Source organism: Burkholderia sp. JP2-270 (genome assembly GCF_003233675.1).
GTDB classification, from domain to species: domain Bacteria; phylum Pseudomonadota; class Gammaproteobacteria; order Burkholderiales; family Burkholderiaceae; genus Burkholderia; species Burkholderia pyrrocinia_C.
Genome location: NZ_CP029824.1, coordinates 495,829 through 515,097, shown reverse-complemented (window position 1 = coordinate 515,097; position 19,269 = coordinate 495,829). Strand labels below are relative to the sequence as shown.

Below are 19,269 nucleotides of genomic sequence, written 5' to 3'. Positions count from 1 at the left end.
TAAAAAGTCAGTGTCTTGTTTGCGCGCGGCGCAACCTGTGAAATTCCTTTTGGGAGTTGAAAATGGCCAAGGAAAAGTTTGAGCGGACCAAGCCGCACGTGAACGTTGGTACGATTGGTCACGTTGACCACGGCAAGACGACGCTGACGGCAGCGATCACGACGGTTCTGACGAAGAAGTTCGGCGGCGAAGCGAAGGCGTACGACCAGATCGACGCGGCACCGGAAGAAAAGGCGCGCGGCATCACGATCAACACGGCACACGTTGAGTACGAAACGGCTAACCGCCACTACGCACACGTCGACTGCCCGGGCCACGCTGACTATGTGAAGAACATGATCACGGGCGCGGCACAGATGGACGGCGCGATCCTGGTTTGCTCGGCAGCAGACGGCCCGATGCCGCAAACGCGTGAGCACATCCTGCTGGCGCGTCAGGTTGGCGTTCCGTACATCATCGTGTTCCTGAACAAGTGCGACATGGTGGACGACGCTGAACTGCTCGAGCTGGTCGAGATGGAAGTTCGCGAACTCCTGTCGAAGTACGACTTCCCGGGCGACGACACGCCGATCGTGAAGGGTTCGGCGAAGCTGGCGCTGGAAGGCGACACGGGCGAGCTGGGCGAAGTGGCGATCATGAGCCTGGCCGACGCGCTGGACACGTACATCCCGACGCCGGAGCGTGCAGTTGACGGCGCGTTCCTGATGCCGGTGGAAGACGTGTTCTCGATCTCGGGCCGTGGTACGGTGGTGACGGGTCGTGTCGAGCGCGGCATCGTGAAGGTCGGCGAAGAAATCGAAATCGTCGGTATCAAGCCGACGGTGAAGACGACCTGCACGGGCGTTGAAATGTTCCGCAAGCTGCTGGACCAAGGTCAGGCAGGCGACAACGTGGGTATCCTGCTGCGCGGCACGAAGCGTGAAGACGTGGAGCGTGGCCAGGTTCTGGCGAAGCCGGGTTCGATCACGCCGCACACGCACTTCACGGCTGAAGTGTACGTGCTGAGCAAGGACGAAGGCGGCCGTCACACGCCGTTCTTCAACAACTACCGTCCGCAGTTCTACTTCCGTACGACGGACGTGACGGGCTCGATCGAGCTGCCGAAGGACAAGGAAATGGTGATGCCGGGCGACAACGTGTCGATCACGGTGAAGCTGATCGCTCCGATCGCGATGGAAGAAGGTCTGCGCTTCGCAATCCGCGAAGGCGGCCGTACCGTCGGCGCCGGCGTCGTCGCCAAGATCATCGAGTAAGCCAGTTATTCGTTGATCGACAGTTTTGGGGCTGGCAGTAGCCGGCCCCAGCATGGTTTAGGGGTATAGCTCAACTGGCAGAGCGTCGGTCTCCAAAACCGAAGGTTGGGGGTTCGATTCCCTCTGCCCCTGCCAAAAAAATAGCCACGTGTCCTACGTGGCATTTGTTTTAAGGTGTTATGGCGAATCCATCCGTCGAAACTGTAAATACCTCCGGCGATAAGCTAGTGCTGGCCCTGGGCGTATTGCTGGTGTTGGCCGGATTCGTGGGCTTCTTCTGGCTGGCCAATCAGCAGTGGTATGTCCGCGGTGCCGCGTTGGCGGTAGGTATCATCGCCGGCGTGGCCGTCGGGCTGATGTCCGCACCTGGCAAGAGCCTCATCGCGTTTGCCAAGGATTCGTACAAGGAAGTCCGGAAGGTCGTTTGGCCCACCCGCAAGGAAGCAACGCAAACAACACTCGTCGTGTTCGGTTTCGTGCTCGTGATGGCGATTTTCCTCTGGTTGAGTGACAAATCGATCGAGTGGGTAATTTTCTCGGCGATTCTGGGTTGGAAATGATATGAGCGATACTCCGGCATCCCCGAGCGGAAAACGTTGGTACGTCGTGCACGCCTACTCCGGTATGGAGAAGAGCGTGCAACGTGCGCTTCAGGAGCGCATCGAACGTGCTGGCATGCAGGACAAATTCGGTCAGATCCTGGTTCCGACCGAAGAAGTGGTCGAAGTCAAAGGCGGCCACAAGGCTGTGACCGAGCGTCGTTTCTTCCCCGGCTACGTGCTGGTGGAAATGGAAATGACGGACGAAACGTGGCACCTCGTGAAGAACACCGCGAAGGTCACCGGCTTCGTCGGCGGTGCACGTAACCGCCCGACCCCGATTTCCCCGAAGGAAGTCGAGAAGATCATGTCGCAGATGCAGGAAGGCGTCGAAAAGCCGCGTCCGAAGACCCTGTTCGAAGTTGGCGAGATGGTGCGTGTCAAGGAAGGCCCGTTCACGGACTTCAACGGCACCGTCGAAGAAGTCAACTACGAAAAATCGCGCGTGCGTGTGTCGGTCACCATCTTTGGCCGCTCGACGCCGGTCGAACTCGAGTTCGGCCAGGTCGAAAAAGTTTGATCCCGATTCGGTGGGCAGCCTCGGCTGCCCACCTTCGCGCTTACGGCCCGCGTTACGGCCGTTGAGGAGCGTCAGTAGCCAGCGGCGAAAGCGCGTTATCACTCACCGAACGCCGCCTGGCGTTCCAACGAGGTTTTCAAATGGCAAAGAAGATTGTCGGCTTTATCAAGCTGCAGATCCCTGCAGGTAAAGCCAACCCGTCGCCGCCGGTCGGTCCGGCACTGGGCCAGCGCGGCCTGAACATCATGGAGTTCTGCAAGGCGTTCAACGCGCAGACTCAAGGCATGGAGCCGGGTCTGCCGGTGCCGGTGGTCATCACGGCATTCGCTGACAAGAGCTTCACGTTCGTGATGAAGACGCCGCCGGCGACCGTCCTGATCAAGAAGGCGGCGAAGGTGGACAAGGGCTCGAGCAAGCCGCACACCGACAAGGTCGGTTCGATCACGCGCGCTCAAGCTGAAGAAATCGCGAAGACCAAGATGCCGGACCTTACGGCAGCTGATCTGGACGCAGCCGTTCGCACCATCGCTGGTAGCGCACGCTCGATGGGCATCACTGTGGAGGGCGTGTAAATGGCTAAGATCTCCAAGCGCCGTCAGGCATTTGCCGCCAAGGTTGATCGCCAGAAGCTGTACGCGATCGAAGACGCACTGAGCCTCGTGAAGGAATGCGCGAGCGCGAAGTTCGACGAGTCGATCGACGTCGCAGTCCAGCTCGGCATCGATGCAAAGAAGTCGGACCAGGTCGTTCGTGGTTCGGTCGTTCTGCCGGCCGGTACGGGCAAGTCGGTTCGCGTTGCCGTGTTCGCGCAAGGCGAGAAGGCCGAGCAGGCTCGTGCAGCAGGTGCGGAAATCGTCGGTATGGAAGACCTGGCTGAGCAGATCAAGGCTGGCCAGATGGACTTCGATATCGTGATCGCTTCGCCGGACACGATGCGTATCGTCGGTACGCTCGGCCAGATCCTCGGCCCGCGCGGCCTGATGCCGAACCCGAAGGTCGGTACGGTCACGCCGGACGTCGCAACCGCCGTCAAGAACGCGAAGGCTGGTCAGGTGCAATTCCGTGTCGACAAGGCCGGTATCATCCACGCGACCATCGGCCGTGCATCGTTCGAGCCGACCGCGCTGCGTTCGAACCTGTCGGCGCTGATCGAAGCGCTGCAGAAGGCAAAGCCGGCAACGAGCAAGGGCGTGTACCTGCGCAAGATCGCACTGTCGAGCACGATGGGCGTCGGCGTGCGTGTCGACCAGGCTACGCTGGCAGCACAGTAAGCAAGTATTCAGGCCGCTTCGCTTGCGAAGCGGCCTTCATGGGCTTTGGGCGGTTGTTCGTGCAGCAAAGGCGGGCAACCGGTTATCAAAGACCGTTGGTGGGGCGCAGCAGGCAGGCGATCCCTTAATTCAAGCCAACGCAGATGGCGAACCCGAAAAAGTTTTGCAGTGGTGAAGCCGCAGGCCGTGAAGCGATTCGCGGCGTGAGGTGGAAATACTCCTAACGAGGTCGGACGCCGTTGTTGAACGAGGTACGTGAGGTTTCGTGCCGAACGTATCGTTTCTGGAGGCTAACCGTGCCGCTTAATAGAGAAGACAAGCAAGCCGTCGTAGCTGAGGTTTCCGCGCAAGTCGCGAAGGCCCAGACCGTTGTGCTGGCTGAGTATCGTGGAATTGCGGTTGGCGATCTGACCAAGCTGCGCGCGCAAGCGCGTGAGCAAAAGGTTTACCTGCGCGTGTTGAAGAACACGCTGGCGCGTCGCGCTGTCGAAGGTACGCCGTTTGCTCCGCTGGCAGAGCAGATGACTGGTCCGCTGATCTACGGCATCTCGGAAGATGCAATTGCTGCTGCTAAGGTCGTCAACGACTTCAGCAAGAGCAATGACAAGTTGGTCATCAAGGCTGGTTCGTTCGATGGCAAGGTGATGGACAAGGCTGGCGTGCAAGCGCTGGCAAGCATCCCGAGCCGCGAAGAACTGCTCTCGAAGCTGCTGTTCGTTATGCAATCGCCTGTTTCGGGCTTCGCGCGTGCTCTGGCCGCGCTGGCCGAGAAGAAGCAAGCGGAAGCTGCGTAATCGAACGTGCATCAGCGTCATTGATCGCTGGCTGTATCCGAATTCAATTTAGGAGTATTTCAAATGGCAATCGCAAAAGAAGACATCCTGGCAGCAGTCGAAGGGATGACCGTTCTGGAACTGAACGAACTGGTCAAGGCGTTCGAAGAGAAGTTTGGCGTGTCGGCAGCTGCAGTGGCAGTCGCTGGCCCGGCAGGCGGCGGCGCTGCTGCTGCTGCTGAAGAGAAGACCGAATTCACGGTCGTTCTGGCTGAAGCAGGCGGCAACAAGGTTGCAGTCATCAAGGCAGTTCGCGAACTGACGGGCCTGGGCCTGAAGGAAGCGAAGGACCTGGTTGACGGCGCACCGAAGGCTGTCAAGGAAGGCGTCGACAAGGCTGCATCGGAAGAAGCCAAGAAGAAGCTGGAAGACGCAGGCGCGAAGGTCGAAATCAAGTAAGTTTCGACGCGCTGTGCGAAGGCTGGCGGTATTTTCACCGCCGGCCTTTTTGTGCTTTGTGGGGACGTTATTCTGGCACTCATTCGGGAGCCCGAATAATCGGCCCCAGAAGCCAAAGAAAACCGTCTAATCGTTGTCATTGGTCACGATTGGCGTTTCTCTTTGTCTTCTGAAGCGACTGCAGAAGGCAAGTTTGGTCGGGTAGCGGGCAACACAGGCATCCGCTGCCGTCAGCCAGCGGTTGGTAGCGGCCAACCACCAAGCTTCTCGGCTCGTTCAAGCCGTCGGACGGCCATCGGGTCTCAGTCGGTGAACACTCGGGTTTGAAACGTCCAGGTATTCCGCCTCGATAGCACCCGCCGTGATTCGGAGATCGTATGCAATATTCCTTCACCGAGAAGAAGCGCATTCGCAAGAGTTTCGCGAAGCGCCCCATCGTTCACCAAGTTCCTTTCTTGCTGGCTACCCAGCTTGAATCATTCAGCACGTTTCTGCAAGCCGATGTGCCCGCGACGCAACGCAAGCCTGAAGGTTTGCAGGCCGCGTTCACATCGGTATTTCCCATTGTTTCGCACAACGGCTTCGCGCGCCTCGAGTTCGTGAGCTATGCGCTGTCCGCGCCGGCATTCAACATCAAGGAATGCCAGCAGCGCGGCCTGACGTACTGCTCCGCGCTGCGCGCGAAGGTCCGCCTCGTCATCCTCGACAAGGAATCGCCGAACAAGCCGGTCGTCAAGGAAGTGAAGGAGCAGGAAGTGTACATGGGCGAACTTCCGCTCATGACGCCGACGGGCTCGTTCGTCATCAACGGCACCGAGCGTGTCATCGTCTCGCAGCTGCACCGTTCGCCGGGCGTGTTCTTCGAACACGACAAGGGCAAGACGCACAGCTCGGGCAAGCTGCTGTTCTCGGCACGGATCATTCCGTACCGCGGCTCGTGGCTCGACTTCGAATTCGATCCGAAGGACATCCTGTACTTCCGCGTCGACCGTCGCCGCAAGATGCCGGTCACGATCCTGCTGAAGGCCATCGGCCTGACGCCGGAACAGATCCTCGCGAACTTCTTCGTGTTCGACAACTTCACGCTGATGGACGAAGGCGCGCAACTCGAGTTCGTGCCCGAGCGCCTGCGTGGCGAAGTCGCGCGTTTCGACATCACGGATCGTGATGGCAAGGTCATTGTCCAGAAGGACAAGCGGATCAACGCGAAGCACATTCGCGACCTCGAAGCCGCGAAGACCAAGTTCATCTCGGTGCCGGAAGACTATCTGCTCGGCCGCGTGCTGGCGAAGAACGTCGTCGATGGCGATACCGGCGAAGTGATCGCGAGCGCGAACGACGAAGTCACGGAAAGCGTGCTCGAGAAGCTGCGCGAAGCGGGCATCAAGGATATCCAGACGCTCTACACGAACGATCTGGACCAGGGTCCGTACATCTCGTCGACGCTGCGTGTCGACGAAACGACCGACAGGACGGCCGCGCGCATCGCGATCTACCGCATGATGCGTCCGGGCGAGCCGCCGACCGAAGAAGCGGTCGAGGCACTGTTCAACCGTCTGTTCTACAGCGAAGAAGCGTACGACCTGTCGAAGGTCGGCCGCATGAAGTTCAACCGCCGCGTCAGCCGTGACGAGATCACCGGCCCGATGACGCTGCAGGACGACGACATCCTCGCGACGATCAAGATCCTCGTCGAGCTGCGCAACGGCAAGGGCGAAGTGGACGACATCGACCACCTCGGCAACCGTCGCGTGCGTTGCGTCGGCGAACTGGCGGAAAACCAGTTCCGCGCTGGTCTCGTGCGCGTCGAGCGCGCGGTCAAGGAGCGCCTCGGCCAGGCCGAAAGCGAAAACCTGATGCCGCACGACCTGATCAACTCGAAGCCGATTTCGTCGGCAATTCGCGAGTTCTTCGGTTCGTCGCAGCTTTCGCAGTTCATGGACCAGACCAACCCGCTGTCGGAAATCACGCACAAGCGCCGTGTTTCCGCACTGGGCCCGGGCGGTCTGACGCGCGAGCGTGCAGGCTTCGAAGTCCGCGACGTGCACCCGACCCACTACGGTCGCGTGTGCCCGATCGAAACGCCGGAAGGTCCGAACATCGGTCTGATCAACTCGCTCGCACTGTACGCGCACCTGAACGAGTACGGCTTCCTCGAGACGCCGTATCGCAAGGTCGTGGACAGCAAGGTGACCGACCAGATCGACTACCTGTCGGCGATCGAGGAAGGCCGCTACATGATCGCGCAGGCGAACGCCGCGATCGACGAGAACGGCCAGCTGATCGACGAACTCGTGTCGTCGCGCGAAGCCGGCGAAACGATGATGGTCACGCCGGACCGCATCCAGTACATGGACGTCGCGCCGTCGCAGATCGTGTCGGTCGCAGCGTCGCTGATCCCGTTCCTCGAGCACGATGACGCGAACCGTGCACTGATGGGTTCGAACATGCAGCGTCAGGCCGTGCCGTGTCTGCGTCCGGAAAAGCCGGTCGTCGGGACGGGCATCGAGCGCACCTGCGCGGTCGACTCGGGCACGACGGTTCAGGCGTTCCGCGGCGGCGTCGTCGACTATGTCGACGCAGGCCGTATCGTGATTCGCGTGAACGACGACGAAGCGGTCGCGGGTGAAGTCGGTGTCGACATCTACAACCTGATCAAGTACACGCGTTCGAACCAGAACACGAACATCAACCAGCGTCCGATCGTGAAGATGGGCGACAAGGTCTCGCGCGGCGACGTGCTGGCCGACGGCGCCTCGACGGACCTGGGCGAGCTCGCGCTCGGCCAGAACATGCTGATCGCGTTCATGCCGTGGAACGGCTACAACTTCGAGGATTCGATCCTGATCTCGGAGAAGGTCGTGGCCGACGATCGCTACACGTCGATCCACATCGAAGAGCTGAACGTCGTTGCACGCGACACGAAGCTCGGGCCGGAAGAAATCACGCGCGACATCTCGAACCTGGCGGAAGTCCAGCTCGGCCGTCTCGACGAATCGGGCATCGTGTACATCGGTGCTGAAGTCGAAGCGGGCGACGTGCTGGTCGGCAAGGTCACGCCGAAGGGCGAAACCCAGCTGACGCCGGAAGAGAAGCTGCTGCGTGCGATCTTCGGCGAGAAGGCCTCGGACGTGAAGGACACGTCGCTGCGCGTGCCGTCGGGCATGAGCGGTACCGTGATCGACGTCCAGGTGTTCACGCGTGAAGGCATCCAGCGCGACAAGCGTGCGCAACAGATCATCGACGACGAACTGAAGCGCTACCGTCTCGACCTGAACGACCAGCTCCGCATCGTGGAAGGCGACGCGTTCCAGCGTCTCGCGCGCATGCTCGTGGGCAAGGTCGCGAACGGCGGTCCGAAGAAGCTCGCGAAGGGCACGAAGATCGACCAGGCTTACCTGGAAGACCTCGACCACTACCACTGGTTCGATATCCGCCTGGCGGACGACGAAGCAGCGGCGCAGCTCGAAGCGATCAAGAACTCGATCGAGGAAAAGCGTCACCAGTTCGACCTCGCGTTCGAAGAGAAGCGCAAGAAGCTCACGCAAGGCGACGAACTGCCGCCGGGCGTGCTGAAGATGGTCAAGGTGTACCTCGCGGTGAAGCGCCGTCTGCAGCCTGGCGACAAGATGGCAGGCCGTCACGGTAACAAGGGTGTCGTGTCGAAGATCGTCCCGATCGAAGACATGCCGTACATGGCCGACGGCCGTCCGGCAGACGTCGTGCTGAATCCGCTCGGCGTGCCGTCGCGGATGAACGTGGGTCAGGTTCTGGAAGTGCACCTCGGCTGGGCCGCGAAGGGCCTCGGCTGGCGTATCGGCGAAATGCTGCAGCGTCAGGCGAAGATCGAGGAACTGCGCGTGTTCCTGACGAAGATCTACAACGAGTCGGGCCGCCAGGAAGATCTGGAAAGCTTCACCGACGACGAGATCCTCGAGCTCGCGAAGAACCTGCGCGAAGGCGTGCCGTTCGCAACGCCGGTGTTCGACGGTGCGACCGAGGAAGAAATGGGCAAGATGCTCGACCTCGCGTTCCCGGACGACATCGCGGAACAGCTCGGCATGAACCCGTCGAAGAACCAGGTCCGTCTGTACGACGGCCGCACGGGTGAAATGTTCGAACGCCGCGTGACGCTTGGCTACATGCACTACCTGAAGCTGCACCACTTGGTCGACGACAAGATGCACGCGCGTTCGACCGGTCCGTACTCGCTCGTCACGCAGCAGCCGCTGGGTGGTAAGGCGCAGTTCGGTGGCCAGCGTTTCGGTGAAATGGAAGTGTGGGCACTCGAAGCGTACGGCGCGTCCTACGTGCTGCAGGAAATGCTGACGGTGAAGTCGGACGACGTGACCGGCCGGACGAAGGTGTACGAAAACCTGGTCAAGGGCGATCACGTGATCGATGCAGGCATGCCGGAATCCTTCAACGTGCTCGTGAAGGAAATCCGCTCGCTCGGTATCGATATCGATCTCGACCGCAATTAATCGGACTACGGAGAGAAAGCAATGAAAGCTCTGCTCGATCTATTCAAGCAAGTCCAACAGGAAGAAGTTTTCGACGCGATCAAGATCGGTCTGGCTTCGCCTGACAAGATCCGTTCGTGGTCGTTCGGCGAAGTGAAGAAGCCGGAGACCATCAACTACCGTACGTTCAAGCCGGAACGCGATGGTCTCTTCTGCGCGAAGATCTTCGGGCCGATCAAGGACTACGAGTGCCTGTGCGGCAAGTACAAGCGTCTGAAGCATCGCGGCGTGATCTGCGAGAAGTGCGGCGTCGAAGTGACGCTGGCGAAGGTGCGCCGCGAGCGCATGGGCCACATCGAACTGGCCTCGCCGGTCGCGCACATCTGGTTCCTGAAGTCGCTGCCGTCGCGTCTGGGCATGGTGCTCGACATGACGCTGCGCGACATCGAACGCGTGCTGTACTTCGAAGCGTACGTGGTGATCGAACCGGGCATGACGCCGCTGAAGGCGCGGCAGATCATGACCGAAGAGGATTACTACAACAAGGTCGAGGAATACGGCGACGAATTCCGTGCCGAGATGGGCGCGGAAGGCGTGCGTGAGCTGCTGCGTGCGATCAACATCGACGAGCAGGTCGAGACGCTGCGCACCGAGCTGAAGAACACCGGCTCGGAAGCGAAGATCAAGAAGTACGCGAAGCGCCTGAAGGTCCTCGAGGCATTCCAGCGCTCGGGCATCAAGCCCGAGTGGATGATCCTCGAAGTGCTGCCGGTGCTGCCGCCGGAACTGCGTCCGCTGGTGCCGCTGGACGGCGGCCGTTTCGCGACGTCGGACCTGAACGACCTGTATCGCCGCGTGATCAACCGTAACAACCGGTTGAAGCGTCTGCTCGAGCTGAAGGCGCCTGAAATCATCGTCCGCAACGAAAAGCGGATGCTGCAGGAAGCCGTCGACTCGCTGCTCGACAACGGTCGTCGCGGCAAGGCGATGACGGGCGCGAACAAGCGTCCGCTGAAGTCGCTCGCCGACATGATCAAGGGCAAGGGCGGTCGTTTCCGTCAGAACCTGCTGGGCAAGCGCGTCGACTACTCGGGCCGTTCGGTCATCGTGGTCGGCCCGACGCTGAAGCTGCACCAGTGCGGTCTGCCGAAGCTGATGGCGCTCGAGCTGTTCAAGCCGTTCATCTTCAACAAGCTGGAAGTGATGGGCGTCGCGACGACCATCAAGGCTGCGAAGAAGGAAGTCGAGAACCAGACGCCGGTGGTGTGGGACATCCTCGAAGAGGTGATCCGCGAGCACCCGGTGATGCTGAACCGTGCGCCGACGCTGCACCGTCTCGGTATCCAGGCGTTCGAGCCCGTGCTGATCGAAGGCAAGGCGATCCAGCTGCACCCGCTCGTCTGCGCGGCGTTCAACGCCGACTTCGACGGTGACCAGATGGCCGTTCACGTGCCGCTGTCGCTCGAAGCGCAGATGGAAGCGCGCACGCTGATGCTGGCGTCGAACAACGTGCTGTTCCCGGCCAACGGCGATCCGTCGATCGTGCCGTCGCAGGATATCGTGCTGGGTCTGTACTACGCGACCCGCGAAGCGATCAACGGCAAGGGCGAAGGCCTGTCGTTCACGGGCGTGTCGGAAGTGATCCGCGCGTACGAGAACAAGGAAGTCGAGCTGGCATCGCGCGTCAACGTGCGGATCACCGAAATGGTCCACAACGAAGACAAGTCGGAAGGCGCGCCGCAATTCGTGCCGAAGATCTCGCTGTACGCGACGACCGTCGGTCGCGCGATCCTGTCGGAGATCCTGCCGCACGGCCTGCCGTTCTCGGTGCTGAACAAGCCGCTGAAGAAGAAGGAAATCTCGCGCCTGATCAACACGGCGTTCCGCAAGTGCGGTCTGCGCGCGACGGTGGTGTTCGCCGACCAGCTGATGCAGTCGGGTTTCCGTCTCGCGACGCGCGCCGGCATTTCGATCTGCGTGGACGACATGCTCGTGCCGCCGCAGAAGGAAACGATCGTCGGCGACGCCGCGAAGAAGGTGAAGGAGTACGACCGCCAGTACATGTCGGGTCTCGTCACCGCGCAGGAACGCTACAACAACGTGGTCGACATCTGGTCGGCGACGTCGGAAGCGGTCGGCAAGGCGATGATGGAGCAGCTGTCGACGGAGCCGGTGACGGACCGCGACGGCAACGAGACGCGCCAGGAGTCGTTCAACTCGATCTACATGATGGCCGACTCGGGCGCCCGGGGTTCGGCGGTGCAGATTCGTCAGCTGGCCGGTATGCGTGGCCTGATGGCGAAGCCGGACGGCTCGATTATCGAGACGCCGATTACCGCGAACTTCCGCGAAGGCCTGAACGTGTTGCAGTACTTCATCTCGACCCACGGTGCACGTAAGGGTCTGGCTGATACGGCACTGAAGACCGCGAACTCGGGTTACCTGACGCGTCGTCTGGTCGACGTCACGCAGGATCTGGTCGTGGTGGAAGACGATTGCGGCACGTCGAACGGCGTCGCGATGAAGGCGCTGGTCGAAGGCGGTGAAGTCGTCGAAGCGCTGCGCGACCGTATCCTCGGCCGCGTCGCGGTCGCGGACGTCGTGAACCCGGAAACGCAGGAAACGCTGTACGAATCGGGCACGCTGCTCGACGAAACGGCGGTCGAGGAAATCGAACGCCTCGGCATCGACGAAGTGCGCGTGCGCACGCCGCTGACCTGCGAAACGCGTTACGGCCTGTGCGCAGCCTGCTACGGCCGTGACCTCGGCCGCGGCTCGCTCGTGAACGTCGGCGAGGCAGTCGGCGTGATCGCGGCACAGTCGATCGGTGAACCGGGCACGCAGCTGACGATGCGTACGTTCCACATCGGTGGTGCGGCATCGCGTGCGGCAGTGGCTTCGTCGGTCGAAGCGAAGAGCAACGGTATCGTGCGCTTCACGGCGACGATGCGCTACGTCACGAACGCGAAGGGCGAGCAGATCGTCATTTCCCGTTCGGGCGAAGCGATGATCACCGACGACTTCGGTCGCGAGCGCGAGCGTCACAAAGTGCCGTACGGCGCGACGCTGCTGCAGCTCGACGGTGCGACCATCAAGGCAGGCACGCAGCTCGCCACGTGGGATCCGCTGACGCGTCCGATCATCACCGAGTACGGTGGTACGGTGAAGTTCGAGAACGTCGAGGAAGGCGTGACGGTCGCGAAGCAGATCGACGACGTGACCGGCCTGTCGACGCTGGTCGTGATCGACGTGAAGCGTCGCGGTTCGCAGGCTTCGAAGAGCGTGCGTCCGCAGGTGAAGCTGCTCGACGCAAACGGCGAAGAAGTGAAGATTCCGGGCACGGAGCACGCAGTGCAGATCGGCTTCCAGGTCGGCGCACTGATTACCGTGAAGGATGGCCAGCAGGTGCAGGTCGGTGAAGTGCTCGCACGTATCCCGACCGAAGCGCAGAAGACGCGTGACATTACCGGCGGTCTGCCGCGGGTGGCGGAACTGTTCGAAGCGCGTTCGCCGAAGGATGCCGGCATTCTCGCGGAAGTCACCGGTACGACGTCGTTCGGTAAGGACACGAAGGGCAAGCAGCGTCTCGTCATCACGGATCTCGAGGGCAACCAGCACGAGTTCCTGATCGCGAAGGAAAAGCAGGTGCTGGTCCACGACGCTCAGGTCGTCAACAAGGGCGAAATGATCGTGGACGGTCCGGCCGATCCGCACGACATCCTGCGTCTGCAGGGTATCGAGGCGCTGTCGCGCTACATCGTCGACGAAGTGCAGGACGTGTACCGTCTGCAGGGCGTGAAGATCAACGATAAGCACATCGAGGTGATCGTTCGCCAGATGCTGCGTCGTGTGCAGATCACCGACAACGGCGATACGCGCTTCATCCCGGGCGAACAGGTCGAACGTTCCGACATGCTGGACGAGAACGATCGCATGATCGCCGAGGACAAGCGTCCGGCTTCGTACGACAACGTGCTGCTCGGTATCACGAAGGCGTCGCTGTCGACCGACTCGTTCATCTCGGCGGCATCGTTCCAGGAAACGACCCGCGTGCTGACCGAAGCGGCGATCATGGGCAAGCGCGACGATCTGCGCGGCCTGAAGGAAAACGTGATCGTCGGCCGTCTGATTCCGGCCGGTACGGGTCTCGCGTTCCACAAGGCACGCAAGGCGAAGGAATCGTCGGATCGCGAGCGTTTCGACCAGATCGCAGCAGAAGAGGCGTTCGATTTCGGCACGCCGAGCACGCCTGCTGCAGAAGAGCCGCAACAGCACCCGGCAGCCGAATAAGCGCGGGCGGCGCGAGCCGCCTCGCCTCGCTGTCATCGAAACCGCCCGGTTTTGCCGGGCGGTTTTTTTTATCCGTCGTTCACGCGCATGACGCGCTTGCGCATCGCCGGCACCGGCTGCCTGCGAGCGGCGCTCCAGCATGGCTGCAGGTGCTGTCGCAGGCATCGCGATCGCTTGCGGCGCGGCCGAGGCAGGCCCGTCATGCGCGCGAACGAACCCTGTCCGATCGGCCAACGTTGCACGATTCGCCACGCGTCGCGCGAGCGGGTTGTTAAAATTGCGGTCATCCTTCCGCCGTCCTCGTTCTCACTCATGTCCCGCGCCCTCGAAATTCTCGACGAAGTCTTTGGTTATTCCGCATTTCGCGGCCAGCAGGGCGAGATCGTCGAGCACGTCGCCGGCGGCGGCGATTGCCTCGTGCTGATGCCGACCGGCGGCGGCAAGTCGCTGTGCTACCAGATCCCGGCGCTGCTGCGCCGCGAGGCCGGGCAGGGCGCCGGCATCGTCGTGTCGCCGTTGATCGCGCTGATGCAGGACCAGGTCGCAGCGCTGCGCGAAGTCGGCGTGCGCGCGGCCTACCTGAATTCGACGCTGTCGGGCGCCGAAGCCGCGGCGACCGAGCGCGCGCTGCGCGAGGGCGAGATCGACCTGCTGTATGTCGCGCCTGAACGGCTGATGACGGGGCGTTTCCTCGAGTTGCTCGAGCGCGCGAAGATCGGCCTGTTCGCGATCGACGAAGCGCACTGCGTGTCGCAATGGGGGCACGATTTCCGCCCGGAATACATCCAGCTGTCGGTGTTGCACGAGCGGTTCCCGTCGGTGCCGCGCATCGCGCTGACCGCCACGGCCGATGCGATCACGCGCGACGAGATCATCCATCGTCTCGCGCTCGACGATGCGCGCGTGTTCATATCGAGCTTCGATCGCCCGAACATCCGCTACCGGATCGTCGAAAAGGACAACGCGCGTTCGCAACTGCTCGACTTCATCCGCGCGGAACACACGAATGCCGACGGCACGACCGATGCGGGCGTCGTCTATTGCCTGTCGCGCCGCAAGGTCGAGGAAACGGCCGAGTGGCTGAAGGCGCAGGGCGTGCGCGCGCTGCCGTATCACGCGGGGATGGAGTTCGAGGTGCGGCAGAAGCACCAGGAAATGTTCCAGCGCGAGGAGGGCATCGTGATGTGCGCGACGATCGCGTTCGGCATGGGCATCGACAAGCCCGACGTGCGCTTCGTTGCGCACCTGGATCTGCCGAAGAGCGTCGAAGGCTATTACCAGGAAACCGGTCGCGCGGGCCGCGACGGGATGCCCGCGAATGCATGGATGGCGTACGGCCTCGGCGATGTCGTCCAGCAGCGCAAGATGATCGACGAGTCCGACGCGGACGACGCGCACAAGCGTGTGCAGACGTCGAAGCTCGACGCGTTGCTCGGGCTGTGCGAGACGATTTCGTGCCGCCGCGTGCGGCTGCTGAACTACTTCGGCGAGGCGAGCCAGCCGTGCGGCAACTGCGACACGTGCCTCGAGCCGCCCGATTCGTGGGACGCGACGCGCGAGGCGCAGATGGCGCTGTCGTGCGTGTTCCGCGCGCAGCGTTCGAGCGGCTTCAATTTCGGTTCGAGCCACCTGATCGAAATCCTGCGCGGCGGACGCACCGAGAAAGTGTTGCAGCGCGGCCACGATCAGTTGAGCACGTTCGGGATCGGCGCGTCGCTGTCCGAACCCGAGTGGCGCGCGATTTTCCGGCAGCTCGTCGCGTACGGCTACCTGGCGGTCGATCATGGCGGCTTCGGCGCGCTGATGCTGACCGAGGCTGCGAAGCCCGTGCTGAAGAACGAGGAGAAGGTCACGCTGCGCCGCTACGTAAAGCCGCAGCGCACGCGGCAGTCGTCGAGCCGCAGCGGCACGCGCGTCGATCCGACGGCCGGCATGGGCACGCGAGAGCGCGCACGATGGGATGCGCTGCGCGCGTGGCGCGCGGAAACCGCAAAGACGGACGGTGTGCCGGCCTACGTGATCTTCCACGACGCGACGCTCGCCGAAATCGCGCGCAATGCGCCGGAGACGATCGACGACCTCCGCCATATCCCCGGCATGGGCGTGCGCAAGCTCGAGCGCTTCGGCGACGAGATCATCGACGTCGTCGAATCGGCCTGACACAGGTGTTCCGACCCTTCCGGTAAACCGCGCGGCCGGCCGGCAACTCACGCAAGCCGTTGACTTAGTTGGCATTTCCGGAATATCATGTTTGGTTCCGGTATTCGGTGGGCCGAGTCGCGTTCGAAGGTTCGCGTCCGTTTCGCCGTTCGGAAGTCAACTGTGCGCCGATTCTCGCTTTGCCCGAAATCGGTGTGCGGATTTTGTTCAATTTCAGGAATAAACAATGCCAACCATCAACCAACTGGTTCGCAAAGGCCGTCAGTCGGAAACGACGAAGAGCAAGAGCCCGGCCCTGCAGGACTGCCCCCAGCGTCGCGGCGTGTGCACCCGTGTGTACACGACGACGCCGAAGAAGCCGAACTCGGCACTCCGTAAGGTTGCCAAGGTTCGTCTGACGAACGGCTTCGAAGTGATTTCGTACATCGGCGGTGAAGGCCACAACCTGCAGGAACACTCGGTTGTGCTGATCCGCGGCGGCCGTGTGAAGGACTTGCCGGGTGTGCGTTACCACATGGTTCGCGGCTCGCTGGATACCCAGGGCGTCAAGGACCGTAAGCAAGCGCGCTCGAAGTACGGCGCGAAGCGTGCAAAGGCTGCCAAGTAAGCAGTTTTTGATCAGGGATCGCCTCTGGGCGGTCAAGGCGGGAGTGCCGGATTGCCGGTGCTGTCGAGTAAGTGGTCACCCGGCCAAGCTGGTTAGTCGTGAAGATGTGATCGGGTTTGTTGGTGGCCGCGGAGCTGGATACAGCTCCAACTGAACAAGTAAAGGAAGAATCATGCCGCGTCGTCGCGAAGTCCCCAAGCGGGAAGTGTTGCCGGATCCGAAGTTCGGCAACGTTGATGTAGCCAAGTTCATGAACATGCTGATGCTGTCCGGCAAGAAGTCGGTCGCAGAGCGCATCGTTTATGGCGCATTCGAACAGATCCAGACCAAGGGTGGCAAGGACCCGCTGGAAGTGTTCACGGTTGCGCTCAACAACGTGAAGCCGGTGGTCGAAGTGAAGAGCCGTCGCGTTGGTGGTGCCAACTATCAAGTTCCGGTCGAAGTGCGCCCGTCGCGTCGTATGGCATTGGCGATGCGCTGGCTGCGCGAGGCTGCGAAGAAGCGCAGCGAGAAGTCGATGGCCCTGCGTCTGGCAGGTGAACTCTCCGAAGCGGCCGAAGGCCGTGGCGGCGCGATGAAGAAGCGCGACGAAGTTCACCGCATGGCAGAAGCCAACCGCGCGTTCTCGCATTTCCGTTTCTAAGCGCCTGGCTGGGCTGTTAGCGGAAATAAATTCCGGGCGGGTGCGCTTTTCAGGCGCCTCGCCCGTTTGTGTTGAAGCATGATGCAGCAGGGCTGCATCATGTCATCCCAGTAGAGGATCAAAGTGGCTCGCAAGACTCCTATCGAGCGCTACCGCAATATCGGTATTAGCGCTCACATCGACGCCGGCAAGACGACGACGACCGAGCGCATTCTGTTTTACACCGGTGTGAACCACAAGATCGGTGAAGTTCACGACGGCGCAGCCACGATGGACTGGATGGAGCAGGAACAGGAGCGTGGCATCACGATCACGTCCGCTGCTACCACGGCCTTCTGGAAGGGCATGGGCGGCAACTATCCGGAACACCGCATCAACATCATCGACACCCCGGGCCACGTCGACTTCACGATCGAAGTTGAGCGTTCGATGCGCGTGCTCGACGGCGCATGCATGGTGTACTGCGCAGTGGGCGGCGTGCAGCCGCAGTCGGAGACGGTGTGGCGCCAGGCGAACAAGTACAAGGTGCCGCGTCTCGCGTTCGTCAACAAGATGGACCGTACCGGCGCGAACTTCTTCAAGGTCTACGACCAGCTCCGTCTGCGCCTGAAGGCGAACCCGGTTCCGGTCGTGGTGCCGATCGGCTCGGAAGAAAACTTCAAGGGCGTCGTCGATCTGATCAAGATGAAGGCGATCATTTGGGACGAAGCGTCGCAAGGCACGAAGTTCGACTACGTCGACATCCCGGCCGAACTCGCCGAGACCTGCAAGGAATGGCGCGAAAAGATGGTCGAGGCGGCTGCTGAAGCCAACGAAGACCTGATGAACAAGTACCTGGAAGAAGGCGATCTGCCGGAAGCCGACATCGTCAAGGCGCTGCGCGACCGTACGATCGCGTGCGAAATCCAGCCGATGCTGTGCGGTACCGCGTTCAAGAACAAGGGCGTGCAGCGCATGCTCGACGCCGTGATCGATTTCCTGCCGTCGCCGGTCGACATCCCGCCGGTCAAGGGCGAACTCGAAAACGGCGATTCGGCAGAGCGCCGTGCGTCGGACGACGAGAAGTTCTCGGCACTCGCGTTCAAGATCATGACCGACCCGTTCGTCGGCCAGCTGATCTTCTTCCGTGTGTACTCGGGCGTGGTGAATTCGGGCGACACGCTGCTGAACTCGACGAAGGACAAGAAGGAACGTCTGGGTCGTATTCTGCAGATGCACGCGAACCAGCGCGAAGAAATCAAGGAAGTGCGCGCAGGCGACATCGCTGCTGCGGTCGGCCTGAAGGAAGCGACCACGGGCGACACGCTGTGCGATCCGGCGAACCCGATCATTCTCGAGCGCATGGTGTTCCCGGAGCCGGTGATCTCGCAGGCTGTCGAGCCGAAGACCAAGGCCGACCAGGAAAAGATGGGCCTCGCGCTGAACCGCCTGGCGCAGGAAGACCCGTCGTTCCGCGTGCAGACCGACGAAGAGTCGGGCCAGACCATCATTTCGGGCATGGGCGAGCTCCACCTCGAAATTCTGGTCGACCGGATGAAGCGTGAATTCGGCGTGGAAGCAACCGTCGGCAAGCCGCAGGTTGCCTACCGCGAAACGATCCGTTCGACGGCGAAGGATGTCGACGGCAAGTTCGTCAAGCAGTCGGGTGGTCGCGGCCAGTATGGTCACGCGGTCATTACGCTCGAGCCGAACGAACAGGGCAAGGGCTACGAGTTCTTCGACGAGATCAAGGGTGGTGTGATTCCGCGTGAATACATCCCGGCGGTCGACAAGGGTATCCAGGACACGCTGAAGTCGGGCGTGCTGGCAGGCTTCCCGGTCGTCGACGTGAAGGTTCACCTGACGTTCGGTTCGTACCACGACGTTGACTCGAACGAAAACGCGTTCCGGATGGCCGGTTCGATGGCGTTCAAGGAAGCGATGCGCAAGGCGAACCCGGTCGTGCTCGAGCCGATGATGGCTGTCGAAGTCGAGACGCCGGAAGACTACATGGGCAACGTGATGGGCGACCTGTCGGGCCGTCGCGGTATCGTCCAGGGCATGGAAGACATGGTTGGCGGCGGCAAGATCGTGCGCGCCGAAGTGCCGCTGTCGGAAATGTTCGGTTATTCGACGTCGCTGCGCTCGCTGACGCAAGGTCGTGCAACGTACACGATGGAGTTCAAGCACTACGCTGAAGCTCCGCGCAACGTTGCCGACGCGATCATCAGCGCGAAGTCGAAGTAAATCTG

At 61.6% G+C, this 19,269-nt stretch carries 13 protein-coding genes and 1 tRNA gene; all 14 read left to right on the top strand.

The window, feature by feature from the left end; genetic code table 11:
* Positions 1 to 62 precede the first annotated feature (62 nt).
* Entirely contained in the window at positions 63 to 1,253 is a 1,191-nt protein-coding gene (tuf, locus tag DM992_RS02465) for an elongation factor Tu (RefSeq protein WP_006482910.1), read from the top strand.
* 59 nt (positions 1,254 to 1,312) lie between these two features.
* A tRNA-Trp gene (locus DM992_RS02460) sits at positions 1,313 to 1,388 on the top strand.
* Positions 1,389 to 1,432: 44 nt separating this feature from the next.
* Positions 1,433 to 1,813 (top strand): preprotein translocase subunit SecE, encoded by a 381-nt coding sequence (gene secE / locus DM992_RS02455; protein ID WP_034183753.1) that lies wholly within the window; start codon positions 1,433 to 1,435, stop codon positions 1,811 to 1,813.
* 1 nt (position 1,814) lies between these two features.
* Entirely contained in the window at positions 1,815 to 2,372 is a 558-nt protein-coding gene (nusG, locus tag DM992_RS02450; protein ID WP_006400672.1) for a transcription termination/antitermination protein NusG, read from the top strand.
* A gap of 140 nt (positions 2,373 to 2,512) precedes the next feature.
* Positions 2,513 to 2,944: a 50S ribosomal protein L11 gene (rplK, locus tag DM992_RS02445; RefSeq protein ID WP_006753591.1), complete on the top strand. Its 432-nt coding sequence runs from the start codon at positions 2,513 to 2,515 to the stop codon at positions 2,942 to 2,944.
* Complete coding sequence (rplA, locus tag DM992_RS02440) at positions 2,945 to 3,643, top strand: 50S ribosomal protein L1 (protein WP_006482906.1); 699 nt, start codon at positions 2,945 to 2,947, stop codon at positions 3,641 to 3,643.
* A 296-nt stretch (positions 3,644 to 3,939) separates the two neighbouring features.
* Positions 3,940 to 4,437: a 50S ribosomal protein L10 gene (rplJ, locus tag DM992_RS02435; protein WP_034183754.1), complete on the top strand. Its 498-nt coding sequence runs from the start codon at positions 3,940 to 3,942 to the stop codon at positions 4,435 to 4,437.
* A 63-nt stretch (positions 4,438 to 4,500) separates the two neighbouring features.
* A complete protein-coding gene (rplL, locus tag DM992_RS02430) occupies positions 4,501 to 4,875 on the top strand; it encodes a 50S ribosomal protein L7/L12 (protein WP_034183755.1) in 375 nt (124 codons plus the stop codon).
* Between the two features lie 377 nt (positions 4,876 to 5,252).
* A complete protein-coding gene (gene rpoB, locus DM992_RS02425; protein ID WP_111015510.1) occupies positions 5,253 to 9,359 on the top strand; it encodes a DNA-directed RNA polymerase subunit beta in 4,107 nt (1,368 codons plus the stop codon).
* A gap of 21 nt (positions 9,360 to 9,380) precedes the next feature.
* Positions 9,381 to 13,628 carry a DNA-directed RNA polymerase subunit beta' gene (gene rpoC, locus DM992_RS02420; RefSeq protein ID WP_111015509.1) on the top strand — a complete coding sequence of 1,416 codons (4,248 nt, stop codon included), beginning with the start codon at positions 9,381 to 9,383 and terminating at the stop codon, positions 13,626 to 13,628.
* Between the two features lie 312 nt (positions 13,629 to 13,940).
* On the top strand, positions 13,941 to 15,788 hold the full coding sequence (gene recQ / locus DM992_RS02415) for a DNA helicase RecQ (RefSeq protein ID WP_152859258.1): 1,848 nt from the start codon (positions 13,941 to 13,943) through the stop codon (positions 15,786 to 15,788).
* Between the two features lie 226 nt (positions 15,789 to 16,014).
* On the top strand, positions 16,015 to 16,395 hold the full coding sequence (rpsL, locus tag DM992_RS02405; RefSeq protein WP_006400662.1) for a 30S ribosomal protein S12: 381 nt from the start codon (positions 16,015 to 16,017) through the stop codon (positions 16,393 to 16,395).
* A 172-nt stretch (positions 16,396 to 16,567) separates the two neighbouring features.
* A complete protein-coding gene (rpsG, locus tag DM992_RS02400) occupies positions 16,568 to 17,038 on the top strand; it encodes a 30S ribosomal protein S7 (protein WP_006477195.1) in 471 nt (156 codons plus the stop codon).
* Positions 17,039 to 17,161: 123 nt separating this feature from the next.
* Positions 17,162 to 19,264 carry an elongation factor G gene (fusA, locus tag DM992_RS02395; protein ID WP_105393663.1) on the top strand — a complete coding sequence of 701 codons (2,103 nt, stop codon included), beginning with the start codon at positions 17,162 to 17,164 and terminating at the stop codon, positions 19,262 to 19,264.
* The last annotated feature ends 5 nt before the right edge of the window (positions 19,265 to 19,269 follow it).